Annotated in this window: 20 protein-coding genes; 9 read left to right on the top strand and 11 right to left on the bottom strand. The window is 70.5% G+C overall.

Annotated features, from left to right (window positions below; translation table 11 throughout):
* The first annotated feature begins 61 nt into the window (after positions 1-61).
* Positions 62-1426 (top strand): AmpG family muropeptide MFS transporter, encoded by a 1365-nt coding sequence (locus VED21_RS10935; RefSeq protein WP_324882380.1) that lies wholly within the window; start codon positions 62-64, stop codon positions 1424-1426.
* Between the two features lie 19 nt (positions 1427-1445).
* Here VED21_RS10935 and VED21_RS10930 read toward each other — a convergent pair whose 3' ends face one another.
* From VED21_RS10930 to VED21_RS10900, 7 genes are all read right to left on the bottom strand, one after another.
* Positions 1446-2339 carry a manganese catalase family protein gene (locus tag VED21_RS10930; protein ID WP_324882379.1) on the bottom strand — a complete coding sequence of 298 codons (894 nt, stop codon included), beginning with the start codon at positions 2337-2339 and terminating at the stop codon, positions 1446-1448.
* A 137-nt stretch (positions 2340-2476) separates the two neighbouring features.
* Positions 2477-5848 carry a M10 family metallopeptidase C-terminal domain-containing protein gene (locus VED21_RS10925; protein ID WP_324882378.1) on the bottom strand — a complete coding sequence of 1124 codons (3372 nt, stop codon included), beginning with the start codon at positions 5846-5848 and terminating at the stop codon, positions 2477-2479.
* Positions 5849-5986: 138 nt separating this feature from the next.
* Entirely contained in the window at positions 5987-7354 is a 1368-nt protein-coding gene (gene gor, locus VED21_RS10920; RefSeq protein WP_324882377.1) for a glutathione-disulfide reductase, read from the bottom strand.
* 136 nt (positions 7355-7490) lie between these two features.
* Entirely contained in the window at positions 7491-7967 is a 477-nt protein-coding gene (locus VED21_RS10915) for a flagellar basal body-associated FliL family protein (RefSeq protein WP_324882376.1), read from the bottom strand.
* A 428-nt stretch (positions 7968-8395) separates the two neighbouring features.
* A complete protein-coding gene (locus tag VED21_RS10910; RefSeq protein WP_324882375.1) occupies positions 8396-9763 on the bottom strand; it encodes a glutamate--cysteine ligase in 1368 nt (455 codons plus the stop codon).
* Positions 9764-9804: 41 nt separating this feature from the next.
* The gene (locus tag VED21_RS10905; protein ID WP_324882374.1) at positions 9805-10602 is read right to left on the bottom strand and encodes a 16S rRNA (uracil(1498)-N(3))-methyltransferase; all 798 of its coding nucleotides are present in this window, start codon (positions 10600-10602) and stop codon (positions 9805-9807) included.
* 41 nt (positions 10603-10643) lie between these two features.
* Entirely contained in the window at positions 10644-11852 is a 1209-nt protein-coding gene (locus VED21_RS10900; protein ID WP_324882373.1) for an MFS transporter, read from the bottom strand.
* A gap of 124 nt (positions 11853-11976) precedes the next feature.
* On the opposite strand from VED21_RS10900, the gene ubiA reads away from it, so the two are divergent.
* Complete coding sequence (gene ubiA, locus VED21_RS10895; protein WP_324882372.1) at positions 11977-12903, top strand: 4-hydroxybenzoate octaprenyltransferase; 927 nt, start codon at positions 11977-11979, stop codon at positions 12901-12903.
* Between the two features lie 7 nt (positions 12904-12910).
* On the opposite strand, the gene VED21_RS10890 is transcribed toward ubiA, so the two are convergent.
* Entirely contained in the window at positions 12911-13621 is a 711-nt protein-coding gene (locus VED21_RS10890; protein ID WP_324882371.1) for a CHAP domain-containing protein, read from the bottom strand.
* A gap of 205 nt (positions 13622-13826) precedes the next feature.
* On the opposite strand from VED21_RS10890, the gene VED21_RS10885 reads away from it, so the two are divergent.
* Positions 13827-14495, top strand: a complete 669-nt coding sequence (locus VED21_RS10885; RefSeq protein ID WP_324882370.1) for a class I SAM-dependent methyltransferase — start codon at positions 13827-13829, stop codon at positions 14493-14495.
* Here the strand turns inward: VED21_RS10885 and VED21_RS10880 are convergent.
* Together VED21_RS10880 and VED21_RS10875 are read right to left on the bottom strand one after the other, a co-directional pair.
* Positions 14492-15061 (bottom strand): methyltransferase family protein, encoded by a 570-nt coding sequence (locus tag VED21_RS10880; protein ID WP_324882369.1) that lies wholly within the window; start codon positions 15059-15061, stop codon positions 14492-14494. The genes VED21_RS10885 and VED21_RS10880 overlap by 4 nt on opposite strands.
* Before the next feature lie 10 nt (positions 15062-15071).
* Positions 15072-15716: a glutathione S-transferase family protein gene (locus VED21_RS10875; protein WP_324882368.1), complete on the bottom strand. Its 645-nt coding sequence runs from the start codon at positions 15714-15716 to the stop codon at positions 15072-15074.
* A gap of 140 nt (positions 15717-15856) precedes the next feature.
* Between VED21_RS10875 and VED21_RS10870 the strand changes: the two genes are divergently transcribed.
* Positions 15857-17368: a UbiD family decarboxylase gene (locus tag VED21_RS10870; RefSeq protein ID WP_324882367.1), complete on the top strand. Its 1512-nt coding sequence runs from the start codon at positions 15857-15859 to the stop codon at positions 17366-17368.
* Positions 17369-17470: 102 nt separating this feature from the next.
* The gene (locus tag VED21_RS10865; protein WP_324882366.1) at positions 17471-17896 is read left to right on the top strand and encodes a hypothetical protein; all 426 of its coding nucleotides are present in this window, start codon (positions 17471-17473) and stop codon (positions 17894-17896) included.
* An 86-nt stretch (positions 17897-17982) separates the two neighbouring features.
* On the opposite strand, the gene VED21_RS10860 is transcribed toward VED21_RS10865, so the two are convergent.
* Positions 17983-18942, bottom strand: a complete 960-nt coding sequence (locus VED21_RS10860; RefSeq protein ID WP_324882365.1) for a hemerythrin domain-containing protein — start codon at positions 18940-18942, stop codon at positions 17983-17985.
* A 216-nt stretch (positions 18943-19158) separates the two neighbouring features.
* Between VED21_RS10860 and VED21_RS10855 the strand changes: the two genes are divergently transcribed.
* From VED21_RS10855 to VED21_RS10840, 4 genes are all read left to right on the top strand, one after another.
* Positions 19159-20295, top strand: coding sequence for a DUF3616 domain-containing protein (locus VED21_RS10855; RefSeq protein WP_324882364.1), 1137 nt, complete (start codon positions 19159-19161; stop codon positions 20293-20295).
* Between the two features lie 96 nt (positions 20296-20391).
* On the top strand, positions 20392-20817 hold the full coding sequence (locus VED21_RS10850; RefSeq protein WP_324882363.1) for a DoxX family protein: 426 nt from the start codon (positions 20392-20394) through the stop codon (positions 20815-20817).
* A gap of 133 nt (positions 20818-20950) precedes the next feature.
* Positions 20951-22138 (top strand): multidrug effflux MFS transporter, encoded by a 1188-nt coding sequence (locus tag VED21_RS10845; protein WP_324882362.1) that lies wholly within the window; start codon positions 20951-20953, stop codon positions 22136-22138.
* A gap of 71 nt (positions 22139-22209) precedes the next feature.
* Positions 22210-23565: a TldD/PmbA family protein gene (locus tag VED21_RS10840; RefSeq protein WP_324882361.1), complete on the top strand. Its 1356-nt coding sequence runs from the start codon at positions 22210-22212 to the stop codon at positions 23563-23565.
* The last annotated feature ends 7 nt before the right edge of the window (positions 23566-23572 follow it).

The raw sequence follows: 23572 nt of genomic DNA, 5'->3' as shown, positions 1-23572 counted from the left end.
GCCGCAATGATTGCGTGCCTATAAACGCCGCAGGCTCCGCACGGCAGAAGGTCTTTGCCCGGTGAAAGCGTCGTCCTGGGGGCAGGCGGCCTCCGTCTACCTGCACCCCCGCATCCTCGCCATCCTGTTCCTGGGCTTTTCCGAAGGGCTGCCGCTGGCGCTCACCGGGGCCACTCTGTCGGTGTGGCTGCGCGAAGGCGGCGTCAGCAAGACCGCCATCGGCCTGTTCGCGCTGGTCACCATGCCCTACGCGCTGAAGTTCCTGTGGGCGCCGTTCATCGACCGGCTGCGCCTGCCGGTGGTCACCCGCCTGTTCGGCCGGCGGCGCGGCTGGGCGCTGGTGACGCAGGCCGCACTGGCCTGCGCGCTGATCGGCCTGGGCTCCACCGACCCGATCGCGGACCTGTGGTGGACGGCGTTGCTGGCGGTGATCGTCGCCTTCTGCTCGGCCAGCCAGGACATCGTCATCGACGCCTTCCGCGTGGAGACGCTGAGCGAGGAGCAGCAGGGGGCCGGTGCCGCCATGCTGGTGCTGGGCTACCGCTTCGGCATGCTGGCGTCCGGCGCGGGTGCGCTGTACCTCGCCGAGTTCTTCGGCTGGCGGACCGCCTACTACGCCATGGCCGGGCTGGTGTCGGTCGGCATGCTGACCATCCTGCTGAACCCGGAGCCGGCCGCCGCCACGTCGCGCGAGGCGGAAAAGCGCGAGCGGCACGTGGCCGAATGGCTGGAGGCGCGCCCGCACCTCGGCGGCTGGCGGGCGGACCTGCTGGCGTGGCTGTACGGCGCCGTGGTGGCGCCGTTCGCGCAGTTCATGACGCGCAACGCCTGGGCCGCCATCCTGGCCTTCATCGCGTGTTACAAGCTGGGCGACGTGCTGGCCGGCACCATGGCGTCGCCCTTCTACGTCGACCTTGGCTTCGAGAAGACGGAGATCGCCAACGTCACCAAGGTGTTCGGCCTGTGGGCGACGATCGTCGGGGGGCTGGTCGGCGGCGTGGTGGTCAACCGCTTCGGCGTTCTGAAGGCGCTGCTGCTGGGCGGCGTCATGCAGATGGTGTCGAACCTGGGATTCGTCATGCTGGCCTGGGCCGGGCACGACGTGACCGCGCTGGCGGTGACGGTGGCGGTGGAGAACGTGTGCGGCGGCATCGCCACCGCGGCCTTCGTCGCCTACCTGTCCAGCCTGTGCAACGTCGCCTACACGGCCACGCAGTACGCGTTGCTGTCCAGCTTCTACAAGCTGGGCGGCGACTTGCTGGGCGCGCCGTCCGGCTGGCTGGCCGACCACATGGACTGGGCCAGCTTCTTCCTGGTCTCCATGGCCGGCGCGCTGCCGGGCCTGCTGATCCTGACATGGCTGATCGGGCGCAGCCGCGCCGGGGAACCGGACGCGGAGCCGGCGCCGGCCGGCTCCGCCCGATAGCCGTCAGACCTGCCTGGCCTCAGACCTGCTTTACCTTGCCCGCCCCCGGGCCGGCGCCCAGGTCGGCGCCGGTGGTCGGGTTGGCATCGGGGCGCGACATGGTGCGCTGCGACACCTTCTCGATCGCCGCCATCTCCGCGGCGGCCAGACGGACCGTGGCGTTGCCGTCGCCGCCGTCCACGGCCTGCTGGTCGTGGCGCTGCTCGACGAACTCCCACTGCTCGCCCTGGTTCCACGGCCCGCGCGTGTCGCCGGGACCCTGGCTCATGTTGTAGTACTTGTTCACGTACTCGGGATGGCCCGGCAGCTTGCCCGGCGGGAAGTTGTTCTCGATGGCGTACAGCGCCTTCTCGAAGCTCTTCTGGTGGGCGATCTCGCGCGTCATCAGGAAGGTCAGCGCGTCCTTCACGCCCGGATCGTCGGTGAGGTTGATCAGGCGCTCATAGACGATCTTGGCGCGCGATTCCGCGGCGATGTTGGAGCGCAGGTCGCAGGTCGGATCACCGATGGAATCGATGTAGCCGGCGGTCCACAGCTGCCCGGCCGAATTCACCAGCGCCGGCCCGCCGCCGTAGAGGAGCTGCAGCGTGTGGCTGCCGTTGCCCTGGGTGATGTTGGCGTAGAGGTCGGCGGTCGCGTCCGCGCCCTCGGCCAGCTTGCCCTTGGTGCCCTTGGTCAGCATCGCGACGATGGAGCCGATCACCTCCAGGTGGCTCAGTTCCTCGGTGGCGATGTCGATGAGCATATCCTTGCGGCCCGGATCCTCGTCGGCGATGCCCTGCGTGAAGTAGCGCATGGCCGCCGCCAGTTCGCCCTGCGGCCCGCCGAACTGCTCCAGCATCAGGCTGGCCAGCGCCGGGTTCGGCTCCGACACGCGTACCGTGTACATCAGGCGTTTGTTGTGCATGAACATGCTGGGTTTCCTCTCGCCCATGACGATGGTGCGGAGTCCCTCCGCCGGTCGAGGCGGCCGGCGTCGACGCGGGATCCCGTCAGGCCATCAACTGGAACGGATTAGAATCGTTCCAGAATGGCGAACGGATCTGTCCCTCAGGACACGAACCAGCCGGCCTGCACCTGCCCCGCGGCGATGCCGGTCAGGGTGAGCTGCGCGCCGGTGCTGAAACCGACGACCGCGTGCCCGGCGGCATCGGCGCCGACGGTCCAGGTCACGCCCGCCGACACCTGGATGCGGTCGCCCTCGGCGGCGTTGAAGTCGCTCGCCACGTCCGCACCGGCGCTGACGACGAAACGGTCGGCCCCGGCCCCGCCCACCAGCGTGTCCGCTCCCAGGTTGCCGTTCAGCACGTCGTTGCCCAGGTTGCCGGCGACGACGTCGTCGCCCTGCCCGCCGAACAGGCTGTCGTCACCCTGCCCGCCGAACAGCGTGTCGTTGGCCATGTTGCCGTACACGGCATCGTTCGCCATGTTGCCGAACATCAGGTCGGCGTCCTGCCCGCCGAACAGCGTGTCCGCCCCCTGCCCGCCGAACAGCGCGTCGGCGCCGAGGTTTCCGTAGAGAAGGTCGGCGTCCAGGTTGCCGTACAGGCTGTCGTCACCGACACCGCCGGTGATGGTGTCGTTGCCCTCGTCGCCGAACAGCAGGTCGTTGCCCTCGCGCGAGCCGATGACGTCGTCGCCGGCCCCGCCGCGTAGCGTGTCGTCGTCCGCGCCCAGCACCATGATCTGCCCGGAGCCGTCGCCGACCGCGTACTGCGCCCCTGCCCCGCCGCCCAGCTGCGCGTTGCCGACCACGGCGACGAAGCCGACGTTGTCCACCTGCAGGATGGTGCCCGGCGGCAGGCCGCGCGCGTCGATGACCAGCGCCTCGCCGCCCGTGCCGCCGCCGGTGATGACGATCGGCTCCGCCGGTGCGCCGCCCGACAGCGTCGGCGTCAGGGTGCTCACCGTCACCGACGCACCGGCCGGCAGCGAGGCGGCGTAGGTGGTGAAGGCGGAGGCCAGCGCGGCCTGCTGCGCCGGATCCCCGTTCAGCGCCCCGACGGTGGCGGTCAGCGTGCCCGCCAGATCGGCTGCCCCCACCGGGTTCGGCTGCCCGCCGCTGGCGAGACTGACGCCGTTCGGCGCCTGCGTGGTGATCGTGCCCGTGACCGCCACCGGAATCGGCACGACCGGTGTGCTGACCGGCGTGGAGGTGGTCCCGCCGCCGCCACCTCCGCCACCCCCTCCACCTCCTCCGCCACCACCTCCTCCACCCCCCGAATCGCCGCTCGTGGTGGTGGTGACCGGCGGGGCCGGGGTATGGACGATCCGCAGCGTTCCGCCGACGCTCGTGGTGGACAGGGTCGATGCCGCGTAGCCGGAGCCCTGCAGCGTGAACGCCAGCGACTGCCCGCCCTCGCTGACCGTCACCGCGCTGGAGGAGGAGCCGGCGGAGACGCTCAACGTTGCCGCCCCCGTGTAGCCGCCGACCAGCAGCGTGTCGCCGGCCGCGAGGTCGGCCACCGTGTCGCCCGCCCCGGCGTGGAAGACGTCGTTGCCGGCGCCACCCGACAGGGTGTCGTTCCCATCGCCGCCGCTCAGCGTGTCGGCGCCGTCGCCGCCGTCCAGGACGTCGGCGGCGTCCATGCCGCTCAACCGGTCGTTCCCGGCGCCGCCGAAGAGGAAGGCCGCATTGGTGCCGCCCAGCGCGGAGAGCAGCGTGTCGTTCCCGTCGCCGCCGCTCAGCGTGTCGGTGTCGGAGGTGGCTCCGGTGGAGTGCCCTTGCAGCCAGTCGTGCCCGGCCCCGCCGACCAGCAAGTCCGACCCGGCGTCGCCCATCAGCGTGTCGCTGTCGCCGGACGCCGTGCTGCCGCCGTACAGCGTGTCGTTGCCGCCCGCCCCCATCAGCAGGTCCGACGCGCCGGCACCGGACAGCACGTCCGCCGCGCTGCCGCCGGTCATCGAATCCGCCGACGCGGTGCCCACGCCCATCAGCTGCACGTCGGTCGCCGTCAGCCCGGACAGGTCGAGCGTCGCACCGGCCGCCTTGACCGCCAGCGTTTCGACGTCACCGCCGTTCACGCCCTGGATGCCGGTGATGCCCGCCAGCTGGCCGATGCCCACCGTCAGCGTGACGCCCGACGCGATGCGCAGCACCTCGATGCCGTCCAGCGTCGCGGCGGTGAGGTCGGCGTCGGCGTCCGCCTCGACCGTGTCGGTGCCGGCGCCACCCGACAGGGTATCCGCCTCGGTGCCGTCCCCCGTGCCGAACACCAGCACGTCGTCGCCCGCCCCGGCGTCGATCCGGTCCACCCCGGCGCCGCCGTACAGGCTGTCCGCCCCGTCACCGCCCACCAGCGTGTCGGCGCCGGCCGCGCCGGACAGGATGTCGGCCCCGTCGCCGCCGGACAGCCGGTTGTCGCCCTGGTTGCCGCTGACGGTGTCGGCACCGGAACCGCCGGTCGCGTTCTCGATCAGGGACCGGGTGTCGCTGTTGTAAAGCCGCGCGCTGGCGACGTTGCCGATGGCGGAATGGCCGCCGCCCAGGCTGGCGAGTTGCCCATCGGCCAGCGTGCTCCACGAACCGGGCGCGAGGTCGAGCGCCACGCCGCTGGTATAGGCCGAGGCGTCGTAGGTGTCGGTACCACCGCCGTCCCAGATCGTCTCGAAGATCGTCGCGGTGGCGGGGGAGAAGCTGTAGGTCGTGTCGCCGGAGTTGTAGGTGTAGTTGGCGCCATAGAGCTGCTGGATCGCCGCGATGTCGTTCATCATCGGCCCCGCCGGGTAGGACCCCGCGGCGACCGTGTAGCCGCTGGCCGGTCCGCCGACGTAGGAGCGGTACGCCATCACCGAGTATTCCAGCGAATCCTGGCTGGTGCTCATCACGGGCCAGGTGACCGACCCGTTGGTGTAGCTCTCGTGCGGGTGCTTCAGCCCCAGCGCGTGCCCGGCCTCGTGCAGGACGGTGAGGTAGGAATAGGTGCCGGGTGCCCAGTCGGCGGTGCCGGCGATGTTCCCGAACCACACATCGCCCGCCTTGCCGGTGGTCGCCGGCAGGTAGGCGTAGGAGGTGCTGGGCAGGCTGCTGACGGCGAACCGCAGGTCGGCCACCGTCCCCGGTTCGGTGGCCAGGGAGATCGGCAGGTTGGAGACGTTCGACCACAGCGTGACGGCCGACGTCACCGCCGTCTGCTGCGCCGTGGTGAGCGCGGCGAAACCGTTGTACGGCTCACCGGTCGAGGCGTTGTAGGACGACCAGTTGGACGCCACGGTCGGAAAGCCGTAGGTGATGGAGCCCGACCACTTGCTGCCGATCAGCAGGGAGTCGACGGCGTTGGTGCCGGTCAGGCCGAAGCCGCCGGTCGACGCCGCAAGCGCGCCGTCCGGCACGCCGGACGACGGCAGGATCATGTCCGTCCCGGCGGTGGCGCCGGCCCACGCGGCCCCACCGAACAGCCCCCGCTCGCACAGCTCGCACATGCCCGTCCCCACGCAACCGCCCGCGCCCGCAAGGATTACTCCTTACGGCACAGGCGGATTGTGGCGGAACGGTGCCGTCGGCGGAAGCGACCTCCGGCATTTACCAAAAAAGTCACAGAGCGAAAGGGAGCCGCAACGCTACAGCTTCTGCGGATCGGCGACTTTCTCGCGCAGCAGCACGAACTCCTCCGCGGTGGAGGGGTGCAGCGCGATGGTGCGGTCGAAGTCCGCCTTGGTCGCCCCGCAGTTCAGCGCGATGGCAAGGCCCTGCACGATTTCCGGTGCGTCCATGCCCATCATGTGGCAGCCCAGCACGCGCTGCGACTCGCCGTCGACCACCAGTTTCATCAGCACCCGCTCCTCCCGGCCGGACAGCGTGTGCTTCATCGGCCGGAAGCCGGTGCGGTAGATGTCCACCTTGGCGTAGCGGGCGCGCGCCTCCGCCTCCGTCAGGCCGACGGTGCCCAAGGGCGGCAGCGAGAACACGCCGGTCGCCACGTTGTCGTAGCTGATGCGCATGGGGTTGTCGTTGAACAGCGTCTCGGCCAGCGCCCGCCCCTCGGCGATGGCGATGGGGGTCAGCGCCATGCGGTCGGTCACGTCGCCGATGGCGTAGACGCCGTCGACGTTGGTGCGCGACCACTCGTCGACGCGGATCGCCCCGCCCTTGTCCATCTCGACGCCCAACTCCTCCAGGCCCAGGTCGCGGGTGTTCGGCCGCCGTCCGGTCGCCGCCATGACCAGCCCGGCCGAGTGCTCGCGCCCTAGGTGGTCGGTGACGGTGAAGCCGCCCGCCCCCTCCACCACCTTCACCGGCTTGGTGCGTGCCAGGATCTCGATGCCGCGATTGCGCAGTTCTTGCGCCAGCGCCACGCGGATGTCGTCGTCGAAGCCGTTCAGCAGGTCCTCGCCGCGGATCATGATCGTCACCTCGACGCCCAGCCCGCGGAAGATGCTGGCGAACTCCACCGCGATGTAGCCGCCGCCGATGATGAGGATGGAGTGCGGCAGATGGCCCAGGTGCAGCGCCTCGTTCGACGTGATGGCGTGCTCGATGCCGGGGATCTCCGGCAGCGACGGCCAGCCGCCGGTGGCGATCAGGATGTTCTTCGCCGTGTAGCGCTTGCCCGCCACCTCGACCGTGTGCTTGTCGATCAGCCGGCCGAAGTGCGGCAGCAGGGTGACGCCCGAGGTCTCCAGCATCTTGATGTAGATGCCGTTCAGCCGGTCGATCTCCTTGTCTTTGTTGGCGATCAACGTCGGCCAGTCGAAGGCCGGCACATGGCTGTCCCAGCCGTAGGCGCAGGCGTCCTGGAAGGCGTCGCGGAACTGGCTGGCGTAGACAAGCAGCTTCTTCGGCACGCAGCCGCGAATCACGCAGGTGCCGCCGACCCGGCTGCCCTCGCAGATCGCCACGCGCGCGCCATAGGACGCGGCGCGCCGGCTGGCGGCCACGCCGCCCGACCCGGCGCCGATGGTGAACAGGTCGAAATCGAATTCCGCCACGGCCGTCTCTCCATCCCATTCTTCATTGGCGGCGGAGTCTTCCGCATTCCGCCGCCCCTGTCGAGTGGACAGACAGCCGAAGCGTCGGTTCGTCGCGCAGGTCAGGAAACCGGATGGGACGGGTGGCCGGCGCGGCTCAGCGCACCAGGAAGCGCTGCAGCAGCACCTGGCGGATGCGGATCGGCTTCATCTCGCGGTTGACGGCGATGCTGACCTGCTCCTTGACCAGGCGCGTGCCCGCCGGGCCGGTCAGTTCCATGGGGTTCACGTCGATCATGCTGGCGCTCAGCGCGTTGGCGATGCGCGGCGCGTGCATTTCCACCAGCTTGCGGTCGACCTTGGGGTCGAACTCCAGCAGGACGCGCAGCTCGACCTGCCGCATGCGGTGCCCGTCGGCCAGCGTGAACTCCATCGGCGGCAGCGGCGCCACGGTGCCCATGGCCTGGATCTTCGGCTCCTCCACCACGGGCTTGCTGGCGTGCGCGGTGCCGAACAGGGCCACGCTTCCGCCGCCCAGGACGGTCAGCAGGCCCAGCGCGCCGATCAGCAGCAGCGCCCCGCGCGTCAGGCTGCGGTCTGAACCCGTGCCCCCAAGAGTGATCCGCAGCGCCATGCCCCTCAACCTCTCCGCCCCGTATTGTCCTGCACGCCCCGGAAAGAGAAACCCTTCCTCTTGTGCGTGCTTTCGGGATGAAACTCCCGCTTGAGGCTTGTGACAATTTAGGGCACCGGGTGGGGCGCGTCAAATATTGCAATTTTATACTGTTGCCACAGTTCCAAGACTTATCGGGAAGCCGGGAGACTTCCATTTGTCTTTCGTTCGGAACTGCTTCGATTTTCGTAGCGCTTTTACGGAAAATGCAATGAGTCGCGTTGAGCCCGTAGGTTGGGTTCAGCGCCAGCGCAAACCCAACGCCGTCGGCACCGCGGGAACGTTGGGTTTTCGGCTCCGCCTTAACCCAACCTACGGGGCCGCCGAAACGGAAAAGGCCCCTTCCCGCCGGGAAGGGGCCTTCCACTTCGAACACAACCGACCGGCGGTCAGTACGCGTACTCGCGGAACACCGGGTCGACGCTGCCGCCCCACACGCCGTGGTACTTGGCCAGCAGCTCGTCCGCCGGAGTCTGCCCGGACTCGGCGATGGTGCGCAGCGTATCGAGGAAATGGCTCTCGTCGTCGCCCCAGTTGTCGTTGCGCTTGCGCCGCACGAGGCCGCCATGGGCGATCTCCAGCACGCGCATCGACACCTCGCGCACCGTCTCCTTGCGGAACGGCGTGCGCAGCCCCAGGCGCGGCACGTCGCGGCGCAGGCCCGCGCGCTCCTCCGTCGTCCAGTCCTTGACGAGGTCCCAGGCGGCGTCCAGCGCTTGGCCGTCGTACAGCAGGCCGGTCCACAGCGCCGGCAGCGCGCACAGGCGCCGCCACGGGCCGCCGTCTGCGCCGCGCATCTCCAGGTACTTCTTCAGCCGCACCTCGGGGAAGGAGGTGGTCAGGTGGTCGGCCCAGTCGGTGATCAGCGGCGTCTCGCCCGGCAGCGCCGGCAGCTTGCCCTGCATGAAGTCGCGGAACGACTGGCCCGACGCGTCGATGTACTTCCCATCCCGGTAGACGAAGTACATCGGCACATCGAGCAGGTAGTCGACGTAGCGGTCGAAGCTGAACCCGTCCTCGAACACGAACGGCAGGTCGCCGGTGCGGTCGGGGTCGGTGTCGGTCCAGATGTGGCTGCGGAACGACTGGAAGCCGTTCGGCTTGCCCTCGGTGAAGGGAGAATTGGCGAACAGCGCCGTAGCGATCGGCTGAAGCGCCAGCGACACGCGGAACTTCTTCACCATGTCCGCTTCGCTGGAGAAGTCCAGGTTGACCTGCACGGTGCAGGTCCGCGTCATCATGTCGATGCCCAGGTTGCCGCGCTTGGGCATGTAATCGCGCATGATCTTGTAGCGGCCCTTGGGCATCCAGGGGATGTCCGCGCGCGTCCACTTCGGCTGGAAGCCCAGCCCGACCATGGCGATGCCCAGCTCGTTGCCGACCTCCTTCACCTGGCGCAGGTGGCGCTGCACCTCCGCACAGGTCTGGTGCAGGGTCTGCACGGCCGCACCCGACAGCTCCACCTGCCCGCCCGGCTCCAGCGTGATGTTGGCGCCGTCGTCCTGGGTCAGCGCGATGATGTTGCCGCCCTCGGACACCGGCTGCCAGCCGAAGCGCTGCATGCGGGTCAGCAGTTCGCCAATGCCGTCCGGCCCCTCGTAGGGCAGCGGGCGCAGGTCGGCGACGCGGTAGGCGAACTTCTCGTGCTCGGTGCCGATGCGCCAAGCCTCGGCCGGCTTGTTGCCGGACTCCAGGTAGGCGACCAGTTGCCGACGGTCGGTGATCGGCGCGCCTTGCGTGGACGGAGGTGCGGACATGGCGTCTCTCGGGCTTGAACGAAATTCGGAATACGACGGCTTTAAATCGGCTGGCCCCGGGCGTCTTCCGCCGCGCGGAACGGGGGCCGGGCATCGCCGCCGGACGCCGTCCAGTCGCCCACCAGGGCCTGCCAGCAGGCGAGCGCGGCGAACACCGCCGTGTCGGCCCTGAGAACGCGGGGGCCAAGGCCGACCGGAACAACAAAGGGGAGTTTGCTCAAATCGTCAAGTTCCGACTTGGCGAAGCCGCCCTCCGGTCCGACCAGGAAGGCCGCCGGCCGGCCGGCGAAGTCCCGCACCGCCTCGGCGACCGGGCGGGCCGAACCGCTTTCCGCGCACAGGAACAGCACGCGCTCCGCCGGCCAGTCGGCCAGCGCCTTATGCAGTTGCACGGGCTCTGGCATGTCCGGAACGCTCAGCCGCTCGCACTGTTCGGCCGCCTCCACGGCGTTGGCGCGCAGCCGGTCCATGTTGACGCGGTGCGGGTCGGTGTGGCGGGTGAACACCGGCCAGATGCGCGACGCGCCCAGCTCGCTCGCCTTCTCCGCCACGGTGTCGATGCGCCCGCGCTTGATCGGCGCGAACAGCAGCCACAGGTCCGGCCCGTCCTGCTGCGCCCGGCGCCGGGCCTGGACGGTGAGCGAGCACCAGCCCTTGCCGAATCCGTCGATGACCGCCAGCCACTCCCCATCCGTGCCGTTGAACACGGCGACGGCGTCGCCACGCTCCAGCCGCAGCACGTGGCGCAGGTAGTGCGCCCGCTCGTGGTCGAGCCCGATCGCCTGCCCCTCGGCCAGCGGGCTGTCGACGTGGAGACGTGTCTTGGGCGTGTCCTGCATAGCGCGATCCTGGTAAGCGGGTTCCTGGTCCCGGGCGGCGACTATAGCGGGAAACGCCGGCGGATCGCGAGAAGGCCAACCACCGCCACCGCCGAAAAACCCGCCCCCGCCAGGAAGGTCGCGGCCGGCCCGACGGTCGCCCACAAGGCACCGGCCAGCACGCTGGCGGCCAGCAGCGCGACACCCGTCATCAGGTGGAACAGGCCGAAGGCGGTGCCGCGCAGCTCGGCCGGGGCGGCGTCGGCGACCATCGCCGCCAGCAGCCCCTGCGTCATCCCCATGTGCAGCCCCCACAGGCCCGCCCCGGCCAGCACCAGCGCCGGGCCCGCCGCGAACGCCAGCACGAGGTCGCTCGCCACCAGGACGGCGAAGCCGGCCATCAGCAGCCCGCCGCGCCCCACACGATCGGACAGCACCCCCACCGGGTAGGACGACAGCGCGTAGACCACGTTCATCACCACCAGCACCACCGGCACCCAAGCCATGCCCATGCCGAGGTCCTGCGCGCGCAGCAGCAGGAACGCCTCGGAAAAGCGCGCCAGCGTCATCACCGCGGCCACCGCCACCAGCGCCCAGAATGCGCCGCCGAAGCGCGACAGCCCGCGCAGCGACGGAGCCGGCCGCTGCGGCCGGTGTCCGGCGGGCGCGTCGCGCACGCCCAGCGCCAGCACCGCCACCGCGGCGAAGGCCGGCACCACCGCCACCCAGAACACCAGCCGCACGTCACCGGCCGTCAGCGCCATCAGCGCGATGGCGGCCAGCGGCCCCAGCACCGCGCCGATGGTGTCCAACGTCTGGCGCAGGCCATAGGCGGCGCCGCGCTGCTCCGGCGGCGTGATGTCGGCCACCAGCGCGTCGCGCGGCGCGCCGCGAATGCCCTTGCCGACGCGGTCGATCAGCCGCGCCGCCAGCACCGTGGCGGCCGATCCGGCCAGCGGGAACATCGGCTTCGTCAGCGCCGCCAGCCCATAGCCGGCCAGCGCCAGCGCCTTGCGCTTGCCCAGCCGGTCGCTGAGCGTGCCGGAAAAGATCTTGACGATGGAGGCCGTCGCCTCCCCCAGCCCCTCGATGATGCCGACGGACAGCGCGCTCACCCCCAGCACCGTCACCAGGAAGACCGGCAGCAGGCTGTGGATCATCTCCGACGACAGGTCCATGCACAGGCTGACCAGCCCCAGCGCCCACACGCCGCGCGGCAGGCGGGCCTTGGCCGGGGATGCGGCGGCGGATTCCGTGATTCGCTGGTCCATGCCGGGGACGTTAGGGGCGCTTCCTCCTGTCCGGCAAGGGGTTTTCCCGGCCGCGCGCTTGCCCGTGCGGCGGTGGGCCGGTACCTTGCGCAGCCCCACCGCATTTTCCTGGCGAGACTCGACCATGGACCGCTCAACCGCGCCGACCGAGGGCGGCTTCACCGACATCCGCGCCGACGGCTGGATCGACCGCTACACGCCCGCACCCGTGCGGCCGTACCTCAAGCTGGCCCGGCTGGACCGCCCGATCGGCACGTGGCTGCTGCTGTTCCCGTGCTGGTGGAGCACGGCGCTGGCCTCCCCCGGCCTGCCGGACTGGCGGCTGATGCTGCTGTTCGCCGTCGGCGCCGTGGTCATGCGCGGGGCCGGCTGCACGGTCAACGACATCCTCGACCGCGACTTCGACGCCCGAGTCGAGCGCACCCGCGCCCGCCCCATCCCCAGCGGGCAGGTCAGCGTGAAGCAGGCGCTGGCCTTCCTGGCGCTGCAGCTGCTGATCGGCCTGATCGTGCTTTTGCAGTTCAACACCACGACGATCCTGCTGGGCGTGCTGTCGCTGGTGCTGGTGTTCACCTACCCGCTGATGAAGCGCATCACATGGTGGCCGCAGGCCTTCCTGGGCCTCGCCTTCAATTGGGGGGCGCTGGTGGGCTGGACGGCGGTGCGCGGCGAGCTGGAATGGCCGGCGCTGGTGCTCTACGCCGCCGGCATCGTCTGGACGCTGGGGTACGACACCATCTACGCCCACCAGGACAAGGAGGACGACGCCCGCATCGGCGTGAAGTCCACGGCATTGCGCCTGGGCGACCAGAGCAAGATCTGGATCTACGCCTTCTACACCCTGACCTTCGTGGGGATCGGCGCGGCGGGCGGGCTGGCGGGGCTGGGGACGTGGTTCCGTCCGGTGCTGATGCTGGCCACGCTGCAATTGGCGTGGCAGGTCGCGACCTGGATCCCGGACGACCAGAACGACTGTCTGGCGAAGTTCAAGTCCAACCGCTGGTTCGGCTGGCTGGTCCTGGCGGCGATCGTCGCCGGCCGTGTCGTCTGACGGAGGATCAGCGCTCGCTGCTGGCCACTTCGGTGGCCGGGGCGGCGGCGCCGGGCTTGCGGTTCGGCAGGACGGTGCGCAGCGTGTCGCCGTCCGCCACCGCGATGGCCGGGGTCGACGGCTTGCGCCGCGGCGTGACGGAAAGCGGCGCCGCGTCGTTCTGGGCCACCGTGATGACCGGCGCCGACGGCTTGTGGGCCGGGCGCACCATCGGGGCGACGCGCGGGGTGTCCAGCTGCGCGGTCTGCAGGCGCATGGTGGCACGGGCAGCGCGGCCGGCCGGCGCGACGACCAGACGCGTCTCCGGCTCGACCTGCTGCGGACGGGCGCCGCCCGGCAGGATGAAGCCGTAGGTCGGGTAGGATCGCATGCCCAGCGTGTCGCCCGGCTCGTGCCAGACGCGCACCGCGCTCCAGTCGTTGTGGCCCGACACGTCGACCACGCGCATGGCGCGGCGCAGGCCGCGGCCACCCAGCCAGGAATGGTCGACCTCGATGGTGCGGCGGTCGACGACGCGGGAAACCAGGGAGACGTGGCCGCGGTTCAGGCGGCCGGAGCGCTTGAACACCAGGACGGAGCCGACGGCGGGCTGCGACGACTGGGCATAGCGCCCGGAGGAGTGCGCCCACCACGTCCAGGCATCGCCCTGGATGGTGAAGTCGGAGATCGATCGGACGACGCGGACGCAGTCCTCGGCCTGTGCGGCTGCCGGAATCATGGCGGGAGCGAATGCCACGAACGCAGCAAGCGAGAGACGGATCCCCATCGCCTTCAACCGCATGACTCCCCCTCACCAAATTGTTATCCCCTGTTGCCGAGGTAACACAGGTTGCAGGGTGAGTCTACCCTGTTTGAATTATGTAACCGAAAGCGGCTGTGGATAAGCGTACCCTGCCGAACCGCCAAAGGAACGAATAGGCCCCATGACCGCCCCGGAAATCCACGCAAATCCAGCGGATTTCGTCCGCCGAAACACGGTGGTGACGACCGCCCCGCTGCTGCCCGAAGTCCGCCTGCACTTGGCCACGGAGGTGACGCCGCTGTGGGAAGCGACCGAGGAAACCCTGCGGAAAACCAACCTTCCGCCGCCGTACTGGGCTTTCGCCTGGCCGGGCGGCCGCGCCGTGGCACGATTCGTGCTTGATCGGCCGGAGCTGGTGCGCGGGAAGCGTGTCCTGGACTTCGCCGCCGGCACCGGCTGCGTCGGCGTCGCCGCCGCCATGGCCGGGGCCGCGTCGGTGCGCGCCTGCGACATCGACGCCTTCTCGCTTGCGGCGATTCGCCTCAACGCCGAGGCCAACGGCGTGGCCCTGGAGGTGGAGGGCGAGGACCTCGTGGGCCTGCCGCTGCCCGGAGTCGACGTCGTGCTGGCCGGCGACGTCTGCTACGAACGCCCGATGGCCGAGCGGGTCACCGCCTGGCTGCGCACGCTGGCCGCCGCCGGCACGCTGGTGGTGCTGGGCGACCCCGGCCGCGCCTACGTCCCGAAGGAGGGGCTGGAGTTCCTCGCCCGCTACGCCGTGCCGACGTCGCTGGACCTGGAAGACCGCGAGGTGCGCGAAACCACGGTGTGGCGCCTGCTGCCCGATTAGCGTTTTTGCCGCCCCATGTACCGCCCTACATACCGCCCCGTGCGGCCGCGGTAATAGCGGTAGACCTCGCCGTGGATCAGCGCCAGATGGTCCTCGCGGATCTTCACCCAGCGGTGCAGCAGCAGCGCCAGCACCGCCAGCTGGATCAGCCCGGCGACGGTCGGCCACAGCAGCGTGTAGCCGAGCATCGCCGCGAGATAGCCCAGGATGTGCGGGTTGCGGCTGTATCGGTACGGGCCGCCGGCGGCGTGCGCGCCCGCCCGGCGCCCGTGCCGGCGCACCGCGTGGGCCTGCGCGGTGGCGGCGAACACCGTCACCGCCAGCCCCAGCACGCCGACGGTGAGGCCCAGCACCGCGGGCGCCGCCGACTCCGCGAACGCCGCGATGTAGGCGGTGCGCAGGACGGCGTCGAAGCAGAACAGCGCGATGAGCTGCACCAGCGTTCCCGGCTTCAGCGCCCCTTCGTGCACGAAGTCGGCGCGCACGTGCTTCAGCACCCGCGCGCCGGCCAGGGCGAACAGCGTGCCGATGACCAGTGCGACGGCGGCTTCCTGAAGGTGCTCCACGCGCCGGGGCTCAGAGGCCGCGCGCGGGGGCGCCGAGTCCGGCGTCGATGGACGGGTGCGACTCCACGAATTCCGGCAGCGCCTCGCAGGCGTCCGAGAGGCGGTCCAGGTTCGGGTAGCGCCCCACCGGCAGCAGGTCGTCGGGTGCGGTGCGGACATAGCCGACCATCGCCGCCACGGTCACGTCGGCCTGGCTGAACCGGGCGCCCAGCAGCCAGGGCGACGGCGCCACGGCGTCCAGCGCCCGCAGCGCCGTCTCCGCCTGCACGCGGCAGCGCTCGACCCACGGCTCGAACTGCCGCTCCTGCGGACGGCGCAGGCGCTCGTAGGCCACCAGCATCGCCTTGTCGATGGCGCCGGTGGCCAGCGCCACGAGTCGCAGGCACTGCCGCCGCTCCGCTCCCGCGGCCGGGGTCAGCGCCCGCTCCGGCCCCACCAGCGTGTCGAGGTGGTCGATGATGGCGGCGCTGTCGACCAGCACCTCCCCGTCGTCGAGCACCAGCGAGGGCACGCGGCCCAGCGGGTTGATGCGCCGCATCTCCTCGGCATCGGAGAAGACGGAGAGCGGGCTGCGCGTGAAAGGCAGCCCGTAGTGGCGCAGCGTCACCGCCACGCGGCGGACATAGGGCGAATCCAACTGCCCGACGAGGATCATCGGCGGCCTCCTGCGGCGCGGTGTACGAACGTCCGCCACGATGCGGCCACCGGTCGCCGGACGCAAGCCCACTCGCCCCTTGACGCCGGGCGCGCGCGGCCGATGCTTACGGCCTCGTTTCGCAACACGGACCCGCCGTCATGCCCTACACCTCCCTGCGCGACTTCATGGACCGGCTGCAGGCCGCCGGCCGGCTGGTGGTGGTGAAGGAACCCGTGTCCAGCGTGCTGGAGATGACCGAGATCCAGACCCGCCTGCTGGCCGAGGGCGGCCCGGCCGTGCTGTTCGAGAACGTCATCAAGGCGGACGGCACGCGCTCCGACATGCCGGTGCTGGTCAATTTGTTCGGCACGGTGGAGCGCGTCGCCTGGGGCATGGACCGCGAACCGCACGAGCTGCGCGCGGTGGGTGAGACGCTAGCCTTCCTCAAGCAGCCGGAGCCGCCCGGCGGCTTCCGCGAGGCGCTGGAGCTGATCCCGCTGGCCAGGACCGTGCTGTCGATGAAGCCGAAGACGGTCGGCTCGGCGCCCTGCCAGGAGGTGGTGCTGACCGGCGACCAGATCGACCTGGGCCGCCTGCCGGTGCAGAGCTGCTGGCCGGGCGAGCCGGCGCCGCTCATCACCTGGCCGCTGGTGGTGACCAAGGGGCCGACGGGCAAGCGCGAGGACGACTTCAACCTGGGCATCTACCGCATGCAGGTGCTGGGGCGGAACAAGGCCATCATGCGCTGGCTGAAGCACCGCGGCGGCGCCCAGCACCATCGCCGCTGGCAGGCGTCGGGGAAGACGGAGCCGCTGCCCTGCGCCGTCGTCCTGGGGGCCGATCCCGGCACCATCCTGGCCGCCGTCACGCCGGTGCCCGACACCCTGTCGGAATACCAGTTCGCCGGCCTGCTGCGCGGCAAGAAGGTGGAGCTGGTGGACTGCAAGACGGTGCCCCTCAAGGTCCCCGCGCAGGCCGAGATCGTGCTGGAAGGCCACGTCAGCCTGGACGAGTACGCCGACGAGGGGCCCTACGGCGACCACACCGGCTACTACAACTCGGTGGAACCGTTCCCGGTGTTCACCATCACCGCCATGACGATGCGGCGCACCCCCATCTACCTGTCCACCTTCACCGGCCGCCCGCCCGACGAGCCGTCCGTCCTGGGCGAGGCGCTGAACGAGGTGTTCATCCCGCTGCTGACCCAGCAGTTCCCTGAGATCGTCGACTTCTGGCTGCCGCCGGAGGGCTGCTCCTACCGCATCGCGGTGGTCAGCATGAAGAAGGCGTACCCGGGCCACGCCAAGCGCGTGATGATGGGCGTGTGGTCGTTCCTGCGCCAGTTCATGTACACGAAATGGGTGATCGTCGTGGACGACGACATCAACGCGCGGGACTGGAAGGACGTGATGTGGGCGATGAGCACCCGCATGGACCCCGCCCGCGACATCACGGTGATCGAGGGCACCCCCATCGACTATCTTGACTTCGCCAGCCCCGAGTCGGGCCTGGGCGGCAAGGTCGGCCTGGACGCCACCAACAAGTGGCCGCCCGAAACCAAGCGCGAGTGGGGCGAGAAGATCCGCATGGACCAGTCCGTGGTCGAGGAGGTGACGCGCAAATGGGCCAGCTACGGCCTGCCGGGCAGCGGCAAGCCGATCTGGAAATAGCGCAGCGAAGGCTGGAACTTTCTCCATTGCCCTGCCACGAAAGTGGTGATGCGGGCCGGGCCGTTCCGCCGCGCGCCGCCCCTGGGATATGGAGTCGAGATCATGTCGAAGGCGTTCGCCACCCTCGCCCTTTCGCTGGCCGCGATGGCCGCGGCGCCATCCGGCGCGCTGGCGCAGTCCGGCGCGCAGGGGACCGTCTGCGTCCAGAACGACACGAGGCTGATGCTGACCGGCTTCCGGCTGGAATACTACAGCCCGGACACCTACAACGCGTCCGCGAACCGCAAGCTCGGCGAAGCGGAATCGGGCATCTTCCCGGTCTACCAGACGCGGTGCATCGACGTGCCGGCGCAGATCAACGGCACGCCCGTCGCCATGGTGCACTTCTCGTGGAACTACAACGCATTCGGTGTGGCCTGGAGCGATTGGCGCCCCTGCAACAACCAGTACCCCCGCCCGGCCAAGGGCAACCACAAGTTCGCCATCAAGATGATGGACGTCGGCTACATCGATTGTTTCGCGCAGTGAGGCGGGTGCCGTCCCCGCCGTAAAGGACGTTGGGTTTTCGGCCCCGGCCTGACCCGGCCCGGCGAAAACCCAACGTCGGGCACGGCTTACGCCCGGTCGGACGTCGACCGCCGCCGTTCGCCCGGCCGCAGCGCCTCGCCCGAGGCCCGCACGGTCAGGTCGAGCATGCGGCTGCCCACGTCCATCCAGGCGCGGGCCGCCTCCAGAACGAAGCGCTGCTGCGCCTCGGCGAGTTGCGCGGGGCCGCTGCAGCGGGACATCTGCTGGAACGCCTCGGCCCCGGCGCGGGTGGTGCGGTTCACGTACTCCATCCACACCCCGCCCGCTTCGCTCGCCACGCGGGCCACGGCGGTCGGCGCCTGGGCAAGCGCCTGGAACTGCTCCAGCACCGGCGGTGCCACCTGCTGCTCCGTGCGCGACGCGGCCTCGGCGGCCTGCCGCATGCCGCGCTGCGTGGCGTCCAGCCCCGAGCGGGCCGCCTGGGCGCCGGTCTCCACCATGCGGGCCTCCGCCCGGATGACCCGCTCGGCGGGGCGCGCCATCGCCTCCACCGCCTCGCGCTCGCGGCGCACCTCGGCGCGGCGTTGATCGGCCTCCTCGCGCCGGGCGTCCTCGATGCGGGCGCGGCCGGCCTCGATCTTGTCGGTGACGGCCTGCGCCTCCTCGTCGCTCAGCGCCTTGCGGACGGCGGGCAGCAGTTCCTTGCGCTCGTCGCGCACGTGCTGCTGGAAGACCTTGCGCAGCTCGGCGAGCTTGCGGGCGAAGTCCTCGCCTTCCTTCGGCATCTTCTCCAGTTCGGCGAGCAGCGCCTTGGCCTCGCGGTTGTCGTTGATGGCCTCCTGGACGAGGTCCTTCGTCTCCTTGTGCTTGCGCAGCACCGGGAAGAGATGCCGTTCCTCCAGCTGCGACTGGGTTTCCAGCTCCTCCTTCAGCTCCGCCAGCAGCTTCTCCCGCGTCTTGACGGCGCCGTCGGACGTGTCGGCCAGCTTGGCGAACAGCTCGTTCGCCTTGGCGGGACCGGCTTGAATCAGTTGCGTAAGAGTCATCGGTCGAGTTTCCCCGCTTGGGTCCGTTGTTCATTGCTTTGCCGCCGCGCCATGCTGCACTGCGGCATAGGTGGCAACCGCTGGAGCCACTGATGGTTCCGTGTCTCGCATGCACCGACGTACAGTGCCGTTGGGATAAGACGGCCGGTGCGGTGTTCTCCTTCCGAAGGCCCTCGCCGCCCTCCACTGCCGCCCTCGCCACTGCCGGAGACGACCATGCCCCGCGATCCCGCGCCCCACACCCCCGCGCAGCGCCTGAGCACCGTCCGCCTCGCCTTCCGCCCGCACGAGGAGGTGGCGGCCGACCTGACCAAGCCGATCGGCGCCAACCTGTCGGTGATCGAGCGGGTCGGTCGCACGCTGTTCACCGCGTCGGACGAGGGCGCGCGCATCGAGCGGCTGGCGACGCACGACGGCGCCGTCTTCGGCGAGCACGCCAGCTACGCGCTCGCCGACTTCTTCAAACTGCCGGCCGGCGCGGAGGGCGAGGCGGACGTCGAAGGGCTGTGCGTGGACCCCGGTTCCGGCGGCTGGCTGTGGGTGGTGGGCTCGCACAGCCTGGCGCGCAGCAAGCCCAAGCCCGACGAGGACGACGCCACGGCCTGCCTGGAGCGGCTGACCGAGGTGCGGCGTGACCCCAACCGCTGCCTGCTCGGCCGCATCCCGCTGGTGGAGGTCGCCGAGGGCCTGTTCGAACCGGTGCGGGCGGACGGCGAGCGCACCGCCGCCTGCCTGAAGATGGGGCGAAAGCGCAACGCGCTGGCCAAGCGGCTGCGCCGCGACGACCACATCGGCCGCTTCATCGGCGTGCCGGCCAAGGAGAACGGCTTTGACGTCGAGGGCATCGCGGCGCGCGACGACCGCGTGTTCCTCGGCCTGCGCGGGCCGGTGCTGCGCGGCTGGGCCTGCATCCTGGAACTGACGGTCCGCCAGACCAAGCCCCACCGGCTGCGCCTGTGCGGCGGCGGCCCGGACGATGAAGCCTACCGGAAGCACTTCGTCGACCTGGACGGGCTGGGCGTGCGCGAACTCGCGATCGACGGCAACGACCTGCTGATCCTCGCCGGCCCGACCATGGACCTGGACGGGCCGGTCAGCGTCTACCGCTGGGCCGGCGCCCTGGCGTCGGAGGAAGGACAGGTGGTGCCGCGCGACCACCTCGTCCGCCTGCTGGACGTGCCCTTCGGCGCCGGCTGCGACCACGCCGAGGGCATCGCCCGGCTGGAGCGGCCGGGGGCGGCGCCGCTGCTGATGGTGGCCTACGACTCCCCTGCCCCGGACCGCCGGCACGACGGCGGCACCGCCGTGGACGCCGACCTGTTCGAATTGCCGACACCGCGATTGTTCGTATGACAGCAACTATATTTGCAAAACTCGTGCGTTTATCTCTCCTCCGGAAACCGGCTTAATGGCCTCAACAAGCCACCCACACCGGAAATGGAGAGCGCCATGATCGACACCACCCGCACCGCCCCGTACGCCGCCTTCGCGCTTCGCGTCAGCCTCGGCGTCCTGTTCCTCGCCCACGCCTACCTGAAGATCTTCGTCTTCACCGTGCCGGGCACCGTCAGCTTCTTCGAATCGATCGGCTACCCGGGTTTCCTCGCCTACCTCGTGATCCTCGGCGAACTGGGCGGCGGCCTGCTGCTGCTTCTCGGCACCTACACGTCGCTGGTCTCGCTGGCGCTCGTGCCGCTGATGATCGGCGCCACGCTACAGCACGCCGGCAACGGCTGGCTGTTTTCCGCGCCGGGCGGCGGCTGGGAATTTCCCGCCTTCTGGACGGTGTTGCTGGGCGTGCAAGCCCTGCTGGGCGACGGCGCCTTCGCGCTGAAGCTGCCGGTCCCCGGCCTGACGGCGCGCCGCGCCCTGTAGCCGAAACCGCTGTGACCACCGTTGCCGTGAACGCCACGCAACCCTGACGCTTCGTACACGCATGTTTCGGCAAGGACAGCGCGCGGGTAGGCTCCGGCCTCCCGCGCGCTGCCGCGTTTTGTTCAGGACTCCCATGTCGCCCGCCAAGCCGCCGGTCAGCCTGCTCGTCGCCGCCACCGCCACCGGGCCGCTGGCGCTCAACGTCTTCGTGCCGTCCATGCCGGCCCTGCCGGCCGCCTTCGGCACCGGGCACGCCACGGTGCAGCTCACCCTGTCGCTCTATCTGGTGGGCGTCGCGGTGGGGCAGCTCGCCTACGGGCCGCTGTCCGACCGGTTCGGGCGGCGGCCGGTGCTGCTCGGCGGGATGGGCCTTTATGTGCTGGCCAGCCTCGCCTGCGCGCTGGCGCCCAGCATCGGCCTGCTGATCCTCGGCCGCATCGCGCAGGCCATGGGCGGCTGTGCGGGCATGGTGATCGGCCGCGCCGTGGTGCGCGACGCGTGGGAGCGCGACGAGGCGACGCGCGTGCTGGCGCTGGTCATCGCCGGCATGGCGGTGGCGCCCATGGTGGGGCCGGTGCTGGGCGGCTTCCTCGACGAATGGGCGGGCTGGCGGGCCGGCTTCGTGCTGCTGGTGGGCTTCGGCGCGGTGGTCCTGCTGGCCGGCCTGCGCGCCCTGCCGGAGACGCACCGCGACCGCACGCCCTTCCCCGGCCCCATGGCGCTGCTGCTCGCCTACCGGTCGCTGGCGGCCAAGCCGGTGTACATCGGCAACGCGCTGGCCACGTCCATGGCGACCGCCAGCTTCTTCGCCTTCCTGTCCGGCGCGCCTCACACGATGGTGGAATTGCTCGGCCGCACGCCCAGCGAATACGGCCTGTGGTTCGTCCTGCTGTCGGTCGGCTACATGGCCGGCAACGTCGCGGTCACGCGCATCGCCCACCGGGTGGATCCGGAGTCGCTGGTGTGGACCGGCCTTGCCATGTCGGTCGCCGGGCCGGTGGCCCTGCTGGGCTTCCTGCTGGCCGGGATGTTCACGCCGGCCACCCTGTTCGTTCCCATGCTTCTGATGTCCTTCGGCAACGGGTTGAGCTTCCCGCCGGCCATGACCATGGCCATCGGGGCGGAACCGCGGCTGGCCGGCACCGCGTCGGGCCTGCTGGGCTTCTTGCAGATGGGCTTCGGCGCGGTCGCGGCCGCCGCGGTGGGCGCCATGAAAGCGTGGGAGCCGATGGTCATGGTGCTGGCGATGGTCGCCTTCAACCTGCTGGCGCTCGCCGCCGCGCACTACGCCCGGCGCCGGCCCCACCCGCGAACGGCGTGACGCTTTTTCCCTTCCTCTTCTGCCGCGCGGCCCCATTTGCTAGACACGTGGGAGACCCTTCGGAGACACGCATGCCCGCCCCAAGCACCAGCCAGACCGAGCTGCTGAACCTTCTGGAAGACCTGATCCGCAAGGCGCGGGCATCCGGCGCCGACGCGGCCGACGCGGTGCTGTTCGATTCCGCCTCGGTGTCGCTGTCGCAGCGCCTGGGAAAGCCTGAGCGGCTGGAGCGTTCGGAGTCCGGCGACCTCGGCCTGCGCGTCTTCGTCGGCCGGCGGCAGGCCATCGTCTCCTCCACCGACCGCAGCCGGCAGGCGCTGGACGAACTGGTGGAGCGCGCCGTCGCCATGGCCCGCGTGGTGCCGGAGGATCCCTTCGCCGGCCTCGCCGATCCTGAGCTGCTGGCCCGCACATGGCCCGACCTCGACACCTGCGACCCCGACGAACCCGCGTCCGAGCTGCTGATCGAGCAGGCCCGCGCGGCGGAGGAGGCGGCGCTGGCCGTCGACGGCGTCACCAATTCCGAAGGGGCCGACGCCGGGTGGAGCCGGTCCAACATCGCCATCGCCGCGTCCAACGGCTTTGCCGGCGGCTACGCCGTGTCGCGCCGCTCGCTCTCCGTCTCGGTCCTGGCCGGCACCGGCACGGGCATGGAGCGCGACTACGAGTACGACTCGAAGGTCTACGGCAGCGACCTGCGCGCCGCCGCCGAGATCGGCCGCGAGGCCGGGGAGCGCGCCGTGCGCCGCCTGAACCCGCGCAAGGTGAAGAGCCAGAAGGTCCCGGTCGTCTACGACCCGCGCGTCTCGCGCGGCATGATCGGCCACCTGACCGGCGGCATCAGCGGCCCGGCGGTGGCGCGCGGCACCAGCTTCCTGAAGGACAAGCTGGGGCAGGTGATCTTCCCCGCCGCCATCAGCATCGTCGACGACCCGTTTGTGCGCCGCGGCCTGCGCTCCCGCCCCTTCGACGCCGAGGGCGTCACGGTGGAGAAGCGCACGATCATCGAGGAAGGGCGGCTCACCACCTGGCTGCTCGACCTGCGCTCGGCCCGCCAGCTCGGCCTGAAGACGACGGGCCACGCCTCGCGCGGCACCTCCGGCCCGCCGGGCCCGGCGCCGTCCAACATCTACATGGCGCCCGGCTCGCGCTCGCGCGAGGACATCATCGGCGAGATCAAGGACGGCCTGTACATCACCGAACTGATGGGCTCCGGCGTCAACGGCGTCACCGGCGACTACAGCCGGGGTGCGAGCGGCTTCTGGATCGAGAACGGCCGGCTCGCCTACCCGGTCAGCGAGCTGACGGTGGCCGGCAACCTGAAGGACATGTTTCTCAACATGGAGGCGGCCAGCGACCTGGAGTTGCGCTTCGGCATGGACGCGCCGACGCTGCGCATAGACGGCATGACGGTCGCCGGCATGTAGGCCGAAG

The organism is Azospirillum sp., from assembly GCF_035627195.1.
GTDB lineage: Bacteria > Pseudomonadota > Alphaproteobacteria > Azospirillales > Azospirillaceae > Azospirillum.
This window is presented reverse-complemented; position numbering and strand designations above follow the sequence as displayed.